Below are 14,875 nucleotides of genomic sequence, written 5' to 3' on the forward strand. Positions count from 1 at the left end.
GTAACAGCGACTTGGAGCAAGTTTGGATGTTGGCTGAGTGCTGCTTCGATTTCTCCGAGTTCGATACGAAAACCGCGCACCTTTACTTGGTCATCTATCCGACCTAGGTATTCGATATTGCCATCGGGCAGATAGCGAGCCAAATCTCCAGTTTTGTACAGGCGAGAAGTGGGCAAATCAGTAAAGGGATTGGGAATGAACCGCTCATCGGTCAAATCGGGACGGTTGAGGTATCCCCGTGCTAAACCAGCGCCACCGATGTGCAACTCGCCAGGAATACCAATGGGTACAGGCTGTCTGTTCCCATCTAAGATGTAGGTCTGGACATTACCAAGGGGACGACCGATCGGCAACTCCTTCAATTTGGTGTCCGCTACCGATAAGTCGCATATCGTGGCTCCCACAGTAGCTTCTGTAGGGCCGTAATTATTCACCAGACGAACTCGCTCTCCCACACATTCAAGCCAAGTTTTCAGTCGATCGGGCAGTGCTTTTTCTCCGCCAATGATTACCAAGCGTAATGATGGGGGTAATGCTAGCGTTTCTTGACTCAAGAAAGCGGTCAGTTCGTACCAGTAGGCTGTCGGCAAAGCCATTACAGTGATTTCCCAATTCTTGCACTTTTGCAAAAATCCCTCAATGGAGTCCAGCATGGAATCAGTACGCAAGACAAGCGTGGCACCAGAAGTCAGGCTGGTATAGATTTCTTCGGCACTAACATCAAAACTAATTGAGGAGAATTGTAAAATGCGATCGCACTTCTGTATTCTATATTCAGCACTCGCAACCGTTGTGTAATTGACTAGCGATTCATGGTGGATTAAAACCCCTTTGGGTTTTCCTGTAGACCCTGATGTGTAGATAACATAAGCCAAGTTTTTGGGCTTCAGTGGGATGGAAGGGTTTTCTTTGCTGTTCACAGCAATTTTTTCCCACTCAGAGTCCAAGCAGATAACACACGCAGAGTGTTGGGGAAGTTTTTCGACTAGCCTCTCTTGAGTGAGCAGCACTGGAACCGACGAATCTTCTAGCATGAAAGCCAAGCGCTCAGACGGATAGTTCGGGTCTAGCGGAACGTAAGCACCGCCAGCTTTGAGGATGCCCAACAAACCGATTATCATTTCCAGAGAACGCTCTACACAAATCCCTACCAGCACTTCTGGCCCCACGCCCAGCGAGCGCAGATAATTTGCCAGTTGATTGGCTTTGGCATTCAACTCTCGATAGGTGAGTTGTTTTTCTTCAAACACCACTGCTACGGCATCGGGTGTCCGTTCCACCTGTTCTTCAAACAACTGATGGATGCACTTCTCTTGGGGATAGTCTTTAGCGGTGTTGTTCCACTCTACTAATAGCTGCTGTCGCTCTCCTGGTGTCAGTAGAGGCAATTCTGAAATCGCCTGTTTGGAATTGGCGACGATTCCTTCCAACAAGGTCTGGAAATGTGCCGCCATCCGAACGATGGTAGTCTCATCAAACAGATCCGAGTTGTATTCCCATTCTGCTACTAATCCATCAGCCGTATTCTCCATTGATAGGCTCAAATCAAACTTGGCTGTGACGATTTCCACGGAATACGAGCTTACCGCTAAATCAAGCAGTTCCATAGAAGGTACTCCTGCGTCATCAAGAGCAAACATCACCTGGAATAGAGGCGTGTAGCTTAAATTGCGTGTTGGTTGCAATGCTTCTACCAACTGCTCGAATGGCAGGTCTTGATGCGTGTAACCTTGCAGTGCCACTTCCCGAACTCGATCGAGTAACTGCTCAAAACTGGGATTGCCGCCGAGGTCGGTACGCAGCACTAAAGTATTGACAAAAAAGCCGATTAGCCCTTCAAGTTCCCGTCGGTTGCGACCAGCTACAGGTGTCCCTACTACGATGTCATCTTGCCCTGAGTATCGGTAGAGAAATGTCTGAAACGCTGCAAAAAGCGTCATAAACAGAGTGACTCCCGCTCGCTTACCCAGAATGGCAAGTTCCGCGCTCAATTCTTTGGAAAAGGCTGCATAGTAATATCCTCCCCGGAAGGTTTGAACAGCAGGTCGTGCTCGGTCTGTGGGCAATTCTAATAAATTTGGAGCGTTCTTGAGTTGTTCCTTCCAGTAGTGAATTTGGGTTTCTAGTATTTCTCCAGTTAGCCACTGTCGTTGCCAAACCGCAAAGTCGGCATATTGTACTGGTAACTCTGGTAAAACTGGAGGCTTTCCTGTACAGAAAGCTTGGTAAAGTTTTGTTAGTTCTTTTACGAATACGCCCAGCGACCAACCATCAGAAATAATGTGGTGCATGGTAAGCAGTAAGAGGTACTCTTTTTCACCTAGCTGTAGCACCTCCCCTCGGAGTAAAGGCTCTTGCTCCAGGTTAAAAGGTCGATTCGCTTCAACCGTAGCTAATCGTTTCGCTTCAATTTCTCGTTGGCTCTCAGACAGGTGCAACAAGTTTACAACTTCTAGTTGAAAACTAAGAGTTGAGGCAATAACTTGAACGGGTTGATCTCCTACTATTGCAAAGTTGGTGCGTAACGCTTCATGCCGCTGGATAATTTCATTGATGCTACTCTGTAGCGCCGCTATATTGAGCTGACCGAAAAGACGTAACGCAAGCGGGATGTTGTAGAATGCACTGTCTGGCTGTAATCGATCGAGGAACCACAACCTCGTTTGAGCGAAAGATAATGGGATGGACTCTGACCTTGGAATTGGTAGAAGAGGCAGAGCTTCTACAGATTTTCCGTTTTTGAGCGCTATCTCAACCCGCGAAGCGAATTCGGCAATCGTGGGAGCTTCAAACAAACTGCGTAATGGTAATTCGATCGATATCGTGTCGCGCACTCTCGATATAACTTGGGTTGCTAATAAGGAATGTCCGCCCAAGGTAAAGAAATTGTCATGAACGCCTACAGAGTCAATTAAGAGGATGTTACTCCAAATGCTGGCTAACATTTCCTCAATTGGAGTTCGAGGAGCGACAAAAGACTCTTCCAGTTCGGGACGCAAGTCTGGTGCGGGTAGGGCCCGACGGTCTACTTTTCCATTGGGTGTTAGTGGTAGTACGTCCAGCACAACAAAAGCACTTGGCACCATGTAATCGGGCAGTTGTTGTTTGAGGAAGTGGCGCAGGTCAGTAATTGTGGGTGTTCCTTCCTGTTGTGGAACAACATAAGCCACTAATTGCTTATCACCTGCAACGAAATCTTTGGCGATAACCGCAGTTTCTCTTACACAGGGATGCTGGGTGAGTACCGCTTCAATTTCTCCTAATTCGATGCGGAAGCCACGTATTTTTACTTGGTTGTCGATACGACCGAGGTATTCGATGTTGCCATCGCTCAGATAGCGAGCCAAATCCCCTGTTTTGTAAAGGCGCGAACCCAGTTCATTGCTGAAAGGGTTGGGAATAAATTTCTCTTGGGTCAACTCAGGACGGTTGAGATAGCCTCGTGCTAACCCGACGCTGGCAATATAGAGTTCCCCAGGAACACCGATGGGAACGGGTTGGAGATAGCGATCTAGAATATAGATTTTGGTGTTGGCGATCGGACGACCAATGTGAGGTGACGTATTATCTGTGCCATCGCAGACAACCAACCCAGAAGTCGTGACCACCGTGTTCTCTGTCGGTCCGTAGTTATTGACCAACTTGAAAGGAATTGAAGTTGATGGATACTGATGAAGCTTATCTCCACCCGTCAGCATAATTCTCAAAGCACCGTCAGATGACCATTGCAGAGACAATAGTTGTTCTGCTATGGGGGTAGGAACAAAAGTAACTGTTATTTCTTTTTCTATTACCCAATCACGCAGTTTTTCTGGAGAGAGAAGAATCTCTGGCTTTATTAAATAAATACTTGCTCCCGATGCTAAATAAGGCCATACTTCCCACACGGAAGCATCAAATGCAGTTCCAGCTAGCTGAGTAGCACGGTCTGATGATGTTACCTCAAAGGCGCGTTGGTGCCAGAAAACTAGATTTAGCAAACCAGAGTGGGGAATCAAAACCCCTTTGGGCTTTCCGGTTGAACCGGAGGTGTAAATCACATAAGCCAAGTTTTCCGGTGTCACGCCAGTTATGGGAGACAGTTCGGGCATCACAGAGATTTCTTCCCAATCAGAATCTAAGCAAACTACCCGTGCTTGATGTTCTGGTAAAGAGGCGACCAGTTTTTTCTGAGTCAATAAAACTGATAGTTGCGAATCATCGAGCATATAGGCGATGCGCTCAGACGGGTAAGCAGGATCTATGGGGACGTAAGCACCACCCGCTTTGAGAATTCCTAAGATTCCTACGATTGTCTCAAAGGAACGCTCGATACATATCCCCACCAAAACTCCTGGCCCCACTCCCAGCGATCGCAGGTAGAGTGCCAACTGATTCGCTTTTGCATTCAACTCTAGATAAGTAAGTTGTTCCTCTTCAAAAACTACTGCCACCGCATCCGGTGTCCGTTCAACTTGCTCTTCAAATAACTGATGGATGCACTTATCCTGCGGATACTCAGCCGATGTATTGTTCCATTTAACTAATAGCTGATGTCTTTCCAACTCGGTAAGCAAAGGTAATTCAGAAATCGGCTGTTGTGGATTAGCTATAACTCCTGATAATAATGATTGAAAATGCTCCGCCATTCTCTCAATGGTTGCTGCATCAAACAAATCTGTATTGTAAACCCAATTAAAAACTAACGAACCAGCTTGATTCAATACCATTAAATCTAAATCAAAACCCGCTCCCCTCTGACCCATTGTCAATGTTTCAATTTCTAATTCAGAAACTCCAGATGACTGAGCTAAAGTATTCAGCCTTAATTCATTAAAAGTAAAAGATACTTGAAAAATAGGGGATCTGCTCGGGTCTCTTTCTACATTTAATTTTTCTACTAATAAAGGGAACGGATAGGTAGAATTTGACAATGCCTCCAATACTGTTTGACGGATTCTCGCTAAAAACTCTTTAAACGTCGGATTACCAGAAACATCCCCACGCACAACAACTGGATTGGTAAAATAGCCAATTATTCTTTCAAACTCAGCGCGATCGCGTCCTAATGTAGGAGTTCCCACCAAGATATCTTCTTGACCTGTATAGCGGTAAAGCAACACCTGAAATACTGCGATTAAGGTCGTGTAAAGCGTTGTTCCTTCTGTTTTCGCTAGTGCCTTTAATTGCTGAACCAGTTTTTCATCTAAGTTAACAGTATAGTTAGCACCTGCATAAGTCTGTACTGGTGGTCTTGTCTTATCTGTAGGCAGATGTAAGATTGGTAACTCTCCAGCTAATTTTTCCTGCCAATAGTCCCATAAACGTTCTCCTTCTATACTCTCTAGATTTCGTTGCAGCCAGTTGCTGTAATCAGTATATGAAAGACAAGGAGGTAGGCAGTGAGGAGAGAAGTTCTGACCTTTTTGAACTATTTCTTGATATAAAATCCGAAATTCATGGATTAGTAAATCGAAAGACCCAAAATCAAAAGCAATGTGATGAACAACCAGTAACAAGATGTATTCTTGAGGCGATCGCGCATACAGGCGAAGACGCAATATCGGCCCATCTTCCAAGTTAAAAGGTCGATCGGCTTCTGCTAGTATCTCCCTATTAAGATTATCCTCAATCCAAGTAACCGTATCTATTAGGAAAATATCAATCTTTGTGTTTTTTAAAACTTGCTTGGGTTGACCATTGTGAGTGTTATAAACCGTCTGCAAAATTGGGTGACGTTCTAATAAAATTTGCCAAGTAAAATTTAATTTATGAATGTCAACAACCGAACTTATTCGCACAGTAGCGAACAGATTATAAGCAACACTATCAGGCGCAAGTTCATAAAGGAACCATAGTGCTTTTTGACCGTGAGACAAAGGCTGAAATGATATTTCTTTTTGTGTTGCTATCAAATGCAGTTGCTCTATAACTTCTGCTTTATAGTGGCGTAAAATGTCTAAGATTGCAGGCGTTAAAACGCCTTGAGGAGCGCGATAGCGTAGATTGTTATCTTCAGCCCAAAGTTGGATGCCCTTTTCAGATAAATCTTTTAATAATTCAGTGATAATCATAGCGTTCCTTCTTCCCAGTTTTCAATAACTACTCGATCACCAATCTCTAGATTGGAAACCGGCACAGAAACTACATCAGTATTTCTTTCATGGTTATAAATCGTTGATACTAAAGGTTCGGCTGTGAGTTCTTCTATTACATAAAAGACTAAATTATCTATAGTAATATCTTTCAAAAAAGTAACCAGTGGAATTGCTACCTTTAGGTTCATTTCGAGCTTACCTTTTAAATCCACTGCCATTAAAGATTCCAGTCCTAATTGATTCAGTTTTTGTTCTGCTGTCAATTCAGACACCGAAATTTTCAAAATTTGCGCCAATTCTTTTTGCAGATAATAACGCAAAGCAATGTGTCGTTCTTCTGGAGAGATTGTGAGGAGAAATTCGCGATTAATTCCTTCCTGATAGAGCTTTGCTTGTGCTAGGTTTTCTACTTTTTGTGAAGGCCGTAATTCAGTTCGCAGAATTCTTTTAAGAACTTTGCCTGTAGGATTTTTGGGAATTGAGTCTACAAATTTAACTGTACGGGGGACTTTATAAGCAGCCATTCTTTGAGAACAAAATTCAATAATCTGTTCTTCTGTAATTTGATACCCCTCTTTCACAACAACGTTAGCTGTAACAATCTCAAATCCAGAATCTAAAACTCCGTAAATAGCTACTTCAGCAATGGCTGGATGTTGATAAATGACATTTTCCACTTCAGTCGGATAAACTTTGAATCCGAAAACGTTAATCATGTCTTTAACACGATCCACAATGTAGAAAAATCCCTCTTCATCCATCTGTCCAATATCGCCTGTATGAAACCAACCGTTTTTGATCGCTTCTTGGGTTTCAAAAGGGCGATTCCAATAGCCAAGCATGACATTTGGCCCTTTAATAACAATTTCTCCCAACTCGCCTGGAGGAACTTGATGACCTTTAGCATCAACAATTTTCATTTCTACATTTTCAATTGGAGTACCAATTGAACCGACTTTATATTTCAAGTCATGATTGTAACTAGCAAAAGGTGATGTTTCAGTTAAACCGTAGCCTTCATAAATGACAAAGCCGTATTTATCTTGCCAACTTTGTGCAACTTCAATTGGCATAGGTGCTGCTGCTGAAAAGTAATAACGCACGCTTGTTATGTCATAGCTAGAGGTATCCGCATTCAGCATTTTTATAAATACTGTTGGGACACCAAAAAACATGGTGACTTTATGAGTAACAATAATTTGCAAAATTTCTTCGAGGTCAAAGCGACGGTGCAAGATAATAGTTGCACAGGCATTCAATCCACTATTGAGAATGGCGTTTTGCCCAAAGCAGTGAAACAGAGGTAAGAAAAGTAGTAACCGATCATTTTGAGAAATCTGGTAACAGCGATTAGCTGAGTAAATATTAGAAACTATATTTCCGTGAGAAAGAGTTGCTCCTTTGGGAAAGCCAGTTGTTCCTGATGTGTAAAGGATACAAGCTGGAGCGTGGTTATCCATTTCCACAGCCCGCGCTTCTTCTGAAGCATTTTCCATTAGTTCTGATAAACTAATCCCTTTATTATCTTGACCTTCCGCAATCAAAATGTGTTGCAGTTCGGGTAAGTCGGCTTTTTGTATTTCCTTGCTTTGTAACTCGGTTGTAACGATCGCTTTGGCTGCACAGTCGTTGAGAATATAGCTGACTTCAGCACTTTTGAGCATCACATTGACGGAAACAGCAATCGCACCGATTTTAAGAATGGCTAGATAGGAAATAACGAATTCGGGAATATTTGGCAAAAATAAAGCGACGCGATCACCTCTATGAATTCCCAAGTCACGCAAGCCATTAGCGACTCGATTGGCGAGTTGGTCGAGTTCTTTGTAAGTATAAAATTTATCTTCAAAAATCAGAGAAACTTTCTCAGGAAATAAGGAGCGACCCCGTTCTACATGATGAGCAATATTCATGTTAATTTCATCCTTACTTTAAGCTAGACAAAACTTGGTTGACTGCTGCCACAATCTGACCGCCAGAGGCGATATCAGCCGCAATTTGGGCTATGTGCAAGTCTAGGAATTGTTCGTGGTCATTCCAGATATAAGGACGATCCACTGAAGGAGGATGTCCTACTACGTTCCGCACTGCCATATATAACTCTCTGGTTGCGGGTGACAGGGTATCGCGGGCATCATAATGCTCTGCAATTGCATAAGTGCGTAAATCAACAGCTTGCACCCCAAACATCAGAGCGATCGCCATATACTGTTGGAAAATTTCCACACTCGTCCGGGCTAAATTAGCAGAAGCAAAGCCTTGGCTGTTGATATTTTGGTTATATTGTTCTGCGTGGGTAGGAAATCTGTCTGCTATAGAATTTCCATAAAAGGTTAGCAGTGGCATGATTGAGTTGGCAGCTATTTGCAGACCCTTTAGCCCCATGTTGACAATCCTCTGTGGGTTCCCAACTAACGACGCTGGAAGTCCATTGTTAAATTCTGGGGCGACAAGGGAGGCAATTTGTACGTCCAAATGCTTGGCTAATAAACCGATGTAGTAGCGCAGCCGATCCATCCCTACACCAACGTATTGACCCAGAAAATTACCGCCGTGATAGCTAGCTTGGTTTTCCACATCAATCAGTGGGTTATCGGTAGCCGAGTTAATTTCTACTTCAATTTGTTTTTGAATTTCTGCAATGCCATCTACAATCGGCCCCATGTACTGTGGTAAGCAGCGCAGTGAATAGCGGTCTTGGATAGGATGAGAGCCGCGATCGTGATGAGAACCATCTAATTCTTCCCTAATCAGGCGCGAACCTAAGAGCAAGTCGAGTATTTGGTTGGCAGCCCAGAGTTGGCCCGGATGGGGTTTTAGTTTATGGATAAACGGGTGAAATGATTGATTAGTCCCATTTAAACCTTGGATAGCTAGGGCATGGACACCCATTGATAGCGCTAATAAAACTTTAGTATCGTATACACAATTAGCGGCAATAGCTGTCATCACTGATGTGCCATTTACCATTGCCAACCCTTCTTTAGGAAGTAAATGCAATCGCTCTAAACCGAGAAGTTCGAGGGCTGTAAGCGCATCCAATTCTTTACCATTAAAGTCTACGGTATAGCTTCTATCTAAACCAATCAACGCTCCTGTAATGTAGGACAATGGCACTAAATCTCCACTCGCACCAATTGAGCCGAATTCATACACATGAGGTGTGACACCAGCGTTGAGGAACTTTACCATGCGTTCGAGAAGTTCGAGGCGAATTCCTGATGCCCCATACAAGTGAGAATTGAGTCGCAAAAGCATAGCTGCGCGGATATCAGCTAGAGGCAACCTTTTTCCTACCCCTGACTTGAGGAACCATATTAGGTTGTTTTGCAGCAGAGCAGCACATTCGGGAGAAATGACAACATTTGCCATGCCGCCAAAACCACTGGTTACGCCATAAATGGGCTGACCCGATTCCACAGCATTCTGAATGTAGTCACAGGATGCTTGCACGCAGTCCAGAATATTAGGCGCGTCAGTGATGCGTACCTGGACGCTGTGACGCGCTACACTAACTACTTCGTTTATAGTCAGAGGGCGATCGCCCACTACTAGGGTTATATCTGGATTTTTAAGATAGATTGTTTCTAGAGGCATTGTCATATCAACCATAGCTTTAAACCCTTTCTTAGTGAAGGAGCGAATTAGGTTTTAACCTGAGAAATGGATTCTTATGGTGATCGTGAATGTCAAGATCACTCAAGAGATTTTGGGATAGGTGGAGGGCGATCGCTCTCTTTACTTATTCAAAGTTGTGTCAATGCCCCCTGCTTTTTGATAGGTAACTAGGGGGTGATCGCTCTACTTAATTTTTGCTAACACCTCACAAAGTTCATTCAACTCATTTTTCTTTTCGTTTACCAGAGCTACTCCAAGGTTTACCAACTTGGTTAGGGTTTTGGGCTTAATATCATCCATTGCAATATTTTCTTGCATCTCTTGCTGGTATCGCTCGTACCGATTTAAGCTTGGTATCTTAAGCCCCGAATTTAAATTACCTGATACCAGTTCTTGCAATTGGTGATGGGTAGCTTCAGAAACACCATTCATCATAACCTCTAATAGCGCTCCCGGATGCGTTATGTTTAACAGCCATCCATAAGCTCCTGCGTTTTCTAATTGGGGACGTGATACTTTCAAATTTCCAGTACCCAGAGAAACCAGGAGAAAGTTTTGCTCATCGGGATACAAATCTTTAGCTTGAATCAAAAGTGCAAGCGCCGGATTATTAATGTAAACTCCACCATCTACGAACAGAGATAGGTTTGGCTCAGAAGAAAATTTAGCGGCTGGAAAAAAAGTCGGAGCTGCTGAGGTTGCGCGAGCAGCCTGCCAGACGTAATAATCATCTTGGGGATTTTTACTAGCTTTTTTACTATTGAAATAGTAGGGGCCGTCATTCTGAATGTCGTAGCTAAACACTGACACGTCTGGCTTTGGTTGTAATTCCGACATTTTCGTGTCTGAACCAAATTTCTCCTGTAAAAACTTTTCAATACTATGAGATTCATAAAACGGTTCTATACGTCCTGGACGACCTAGTAGCTCATCAGCTTTTCTTGTTTCTTCTGTAGTGCTATCTTTATCAATGTCTTCTTCATTTCCTGGTTGCCAAATTCCTTTGTGTTTAAAAATGCGTTTAACATCTTCCTGAGTAGTGTAGAACTTTAATAACTCCTGTGCCTTATAAATCGTCTCGTTTCCTGGGATTTTAGAGTTCAACCCCAAAGCAATAATTCCTCCGGTTGAAGTTCCGCCGATGACATGGAATAGCTCGTGAATTTGCTTGCCTGTGTGCTCTTCGATATATTCAAGCACTTTTAAAGGAAGAATTCCGCGAATGCCACCACCATCAATAGATAAAATACTCTTCATTGCATTTCCTCCAATAAGTGAATCATTAGAATCTGTTATTGCCTGTTTGAGCTAGGAAATGTTGGGTTTTGCCGTACCGCAACCCAACCTACGAGCGATCGTAGCAAGGGGCGATCGCGCTCTCTACTTCTTCGTTGTGTCAATTTAAAGAAGGATAGAGGAGCGATCGCTTCCTAGCTACCGGGATTTTGATATGTAACTAGGGGGCGATCGCGCTACTTTTTCAAAGTTGTGTCAATTTCAAGAAAGATCGAGGGGCGAGCGCACCCTAGCTGCCCAGACTTTAACACCAGTACCCGATATCACGGCAAAGTTGGGGAAGTTTTTGGTTTAAGAAATAAGCGGAACGTTCACTGGTAAGCCAAGAACACTCGTCTGCAAAGATTTTTCATTCTGGCGGTGAAAAAAGTTAAGTGGCGGTTGAGCGACATAGCGGGCGAGCATCTGCTGAATTTTCGCCTCGGTGGATGGGAGTGGAGGCGTGTCTTTCGCCGTCCGCATATCGAGAATGTACGACTTCTTGGTTGTTAATACATACTCGATGCCGCGCTGCACGGCAGTTCTAACATCCAGGGGACTCTCCACAATCTCGCCATCTTGACCACCGAATGCTTTCGCAAGAGCCACGAAGTCAACATTTGGCTTCTCAAGTCGGAGATACTCGGGGTCTTGAGTCTTCGGCTTCCAACCATAGCCCTGTTCCAAGCTATATGCAGCAACAACCTGCTGTAGTCCGAGTTGCAGTGTGTGGTATTCGTGATTGTTTGTAATGATATAAAGTATGCCGAGTTGGCGGTGTGCCGCAGTCCACCAAGTCTGGGGGTAAAACAGCGATGAGCCGTCGCCGACAGCGTTAACGACTAGGCGCGTTTCAATGCCCTGCCAGCCAGAACTTTCGAGTTTAATGCCGAGTGACGCAGGCATTGACCACCCGAGTGAGCCGCCAGCTACGCAGTAGTAGCTAATTGGTGCAGCCCCATCGGTGCCGAGCGGCAGAAAATACTGAAATGGTGCCGGATCGGAGACGGCTTCATGCACATAGACGAACTGCTTCTCTAAGCCGCGCTCCTGAATTGCCTCTCGGAGAGCTTCGGCAATGACGACAGCCCATATCTCATCTTGTTTCAGCGCGTCTTCCAGGTAGTCATGCCAATTTTTGCGTCGCTCGGCGTCGAGCCGCCGCAGGTGTTCATTGCGCTCTGCTGCTTCGGCGGGTGGATTTTGGCGAACAAGCTTGTTGATGAACGGGAGTGTCGCCTTTATATCGCCAAAAATCGCCAATTCGCCATAATAGTTCTTGCCGATATCCCAGGTGTTGTTCGTCAGGTAAACCTGCCGGACGGTGGGAGGAATTAAAGACCCATCAGAATACTTGAAGACTGTGACTTGAGCTTGGACTCCAAAGCCACAGAGAAACGCGACATCGTGATTCTCAAATACTTTCTGAATCTTTTTTTGGTCGCCGGGGAGTTCTCCCTGCCAGTGGAAGTCATTGTTCGGGAAATTTGCTAGGCTGCTGAAAGTTTGGAGTAGCACTGGCGCACCAAGAAATTCGGCAAGCTCCTGCAACTCCAACCACGCATCAGCGTAACCAACTGCGTCGCCCGCGATGATAATCGGGTTTTTCGCTTGTGCGAGTAGGGATGCCGCTTGCTCGATCGCACGGGTATCGCCAGTGAAATGAGGCGATATCTGCGTGATCCCTTGGATGCGATCGTTTGCTCCGATGCTACGCATGGTGAATTCCCAAGGGATGGAGACAAACACCGGGCCATTTGGCGGTGCTATTGCCTCTTTGAAGGCACGCTGTAGAACGAGGGGAATCTCTTTTGGCGTCCGTACCTCGTGCGCCCATTTGGTGTACTGCCGCGCCAGATCGACTAAGTTGGAAGCGAGTAGTGGCTCCTGCGTCACTAACTCATTTTGCTGCTGGCAACAGAGGATTACCAGAGGTATATGCGATCGCCATGCGTTGAAAAGATTGCCAATGCTATGAGCGATACCGGGTGTGACATGAACAACCAGTACCCCTGGTTTGCCGCTCATGCGTGCGGAACCCATCGCTGCACCGATAGCAATATTCTCGTGCAGACATTCGATGTATTGGACTTCGTTCTCTGGATATGAAGTGCCATCAATGATGGGAATTTCGTTCGTACCGGGAACCCCAAAGATATAGTGAATCCCAAGTTCTTTCAGAACGTCGAAAACGTAGTCGCGAGTCCAACGCTGTTGCTCTTGCATCATCTTATTTCTCGTTTTATTGATTCAAGTGTTAGGAATTAGTGAAATGGTTTCACAGAGGCTTAATATTGAACTTATTTAACACCATATTAGCGGTTTCTAAAGCACCTTCCACCCATCCTTGCCAGTTAGAATAAGCATCTCCGCAAATATAGAGTGGTAATTCCGAATTGGAATGGGGCTGAATGATATCTTGCATGACTTTTGGACTTTCAACTCCTATGTTCCAGAAGTTCCACCCCCCACCAAACGGATCTTCAGCCCAGTTTTTATAGCAAATACTGGTTGGCTGAATATCGCCTTCAGGAACTCCGTGTAGCTCTGAGAGTTGCCGTGTCATTTCAGCTTTCATTTGTTCTTGCTTAGGTTCGTAATTTTCCCATTTGGGCGCATTATCTGTCCCTTTTATGGAATTGTTTTGACCCCCCATTAATTTAAATTTTGCGCCTTCCCAGTCGCGGTAGCCACTCCAAAAATCAGGGTTGTTACCATCGTCATAACTAGCCATGAGCATGGCCGAGCCCTCTTCTATTGGTTTTCCCTGATTGTCAGCCCAATAATAAGTTTGACGAATGGGCAGATCGGTGACACTGCGACCTGAAGTTAATTTTAAATCTTTCCACCAAGGTTGTGGATAAGTAGAAAATATCTTAAACGCAGGCTGCGGTGTCACACTTTTAATCAGCTTGCTAGTGGACTCATCGCTTAAATATTTATTGCCACACGAGATGAGTTCTAACGAGCGTCGAGGCATGGCCAGGATAATTGCTTTAGCCGTGACGGTATTGCCGTTAGCAAATTTGAGCGTAAAAATCTTCCCGTCCCAGTCGAAACTAGCTAATTTTTGACCGCAGACAACATTACCACCAGCGTTGGTCAATAACTGAGCCATATTCACTACTACTTGTCGATAGCCTTGGGCAAAGCCACGGTAAGTTGCGCTAGGACTGAAATCTGCTAAAAACCACGGAATAGCGTCTGCAGCATTCCAGTTGCTCAGAGTTGTAGAATACCCACCAGCGTCCATCTCAAATTTATAAGCTTCATAACTTATTACTTGCGTCAATATATCCCAAAATCCTTGTTGATAGAGAGGTAGACCTTTATAAGTTGCTTGCTGAGCTTTTTGACGATTTACTTCTGGAGAGTCTTGTTCGCTAATACCTGGGAGAATTTGCTTGATAGCATTGAGGATGATGTCGCCTAGACCTTCCCCCCGTTCTGCCTTATCTAGTTTGTAAGGAACTCGATCGGGATCCTGAGTAATATCTAACCAACGAAATGATGTTCCTCGTGTGAAGACAATATTGTCAGAAGTTGATTTATCAGGAGTGTATTTGCCGTTCACAGGAAAATTGTATAAATCAAGAGGAGGAATGCCAGAATGGGGATCTTCAGCAATTTTATTTAACTTACAAATGAGCGTGTTAACTAAGGGTTGAATCTCTTCAGGTAAAATACGCATTCCCCCTAATTCAGCGACCATATTATCGATATTTGGTGGCTTGACGGAGAGAAGACGACCCCCAATATGGTTGTCAGCTTCATAAACCGTAACTGACTTTTTGCCTCCGTCGGTTAACAATCTCCAGGCAGAATATACTCCGGATATTCCGCCTCCTACAACTGCCACATCTAAAATATTGTTGTCTTTCATCTTTATACTCCTTAGTTTTTCA

6 protein-coding genes are annotated in these 14,875 nt (G+C 44.4%); all 6 read right to left on the reverse strand.

The genetic code is table 11. The features are described from left to right. On the reverse strand, positions 1 to 6,053 hold a 6,053-nt coding region (locus tag QUA00_RS30080), incomplete at its 3' end, for an amino acid adenylation domain-containing protein (RefSeq protein WP_333412136.1). Further along, positions 6,050 to 7,990: a long-chain-fatty-acid--CoA ligase gene (locus QUA00_RS30085; protein ID WP_333412137.1), complete on the reverse strand. Its 1,941-nt coding sequence runs from the start codon at positions 7,988 to 7,990 to the stop codon at positions 6,050 to 6,052. The genes QUA00_RS30085 and QUA00_RS30080, both read right to left, overlap by 4 nt. 13 nt (positions 7,991 to 8,003) lie before the next feature. Then, positions 8,004 to 9,689, reverse strand: a complete 1,686-nt coding sequence (locus QUA00_RS30090; RefSeq protein WP_333412138.1) for an aromatic amino acid ammonia-lyase — start codon at positions 9,687 to 9,689, stop codon at positions 8,004 to 8,006. 189 nt (positions 9,690 to 9,878) lie between these two features. Continuing rightward, entirely contained in the window at positions 9,879 to 10,952 is a 1,074-nt protein-coding gene (locus QUA00_RS30095; RefSeq protein WP_333412139.1) for a patatin-like phospholipase family protein, read from the reverse strand. 330 nt (positions 10,953 to 11,282) lie between these two features. Next, the gene (locus QUA00_RS30100) at positions 11,283 to 13,199 is read right to left on the reverse strand and encodes a thiamine pyrophosphate-binding protein (protein ID WP_333412140.1); all 1,917 of its coding nucleotides are present in this window, start codon (positions 13,197 to 13,199) and stop codon (positions 11,283 to 11,285) included. 49 nt (positions 13,200 to 13,248) lie between these two features. Continuing rightward, on the reverse strand, positions 13,249 to 14,853 hold the full coding sequence (locus QUA00_RS30105; RefSeq protein WP_333412141.1) for an NAD(P)/FAD-dependent oxidoreductase: 1,605 nt from the start codon (positions 14,851 to 14,853) through the stop codon (positions 13,249 to 13,251). Between the last annotated feature and the right edge of the window lie 22 nt (positions 14,854 to 14,875).

Origin of the sequence: Microcoleus sp. T2B6, from assembly GCF_036700475.1 — a bacterium.
Classification (GTDB): domain Bacteria; phylum Cyanobacteriota; class Cyanobacteriia; order Cyanobacteriales; family Microcoleaceae; genus Microcoleus.

Excerpts from the sequence above, each read along its gene's own strand:
- QUA00_RS30090 (WP_333412138.1), bottom strand. The coding sequence starts at position 9,689 with ATGGTTGATATGACAATGCCTCTAGAAACAATCTATCTTAAAAATCCA.
- QUA00_RS30095 (WP_333412139.1), bottom strand. The coding sequence starts at position 10,952 with ATGAAGAGTATTTTATCTATTGATGGTGGTGGCATTCGCGGAATTCTT.
- QUA00_RS30105 (WP_333412141.1), bottom strand. The coding sequence starts at position 14,853 with ATGAAAGACAACAATATTTTAGATGTGGCAGTTGTAGGAGGCGGAATA.
- QUA00_RS30100 (WP_333412140.1), bottom strand. The coding sequence starts at position 13,199 with ATGATGCAAGAGCAACAGCGTTGGACTCGCGACTACGTTTTCGACGTT.
- QUA00_RS30085 (WP_333412137.1), bottom strand. The coding sequence starts at position 7,990 with ATGAATATTGCTCATCATGTAGAACGGGGTCGCTCCTTATTTCCTGAG.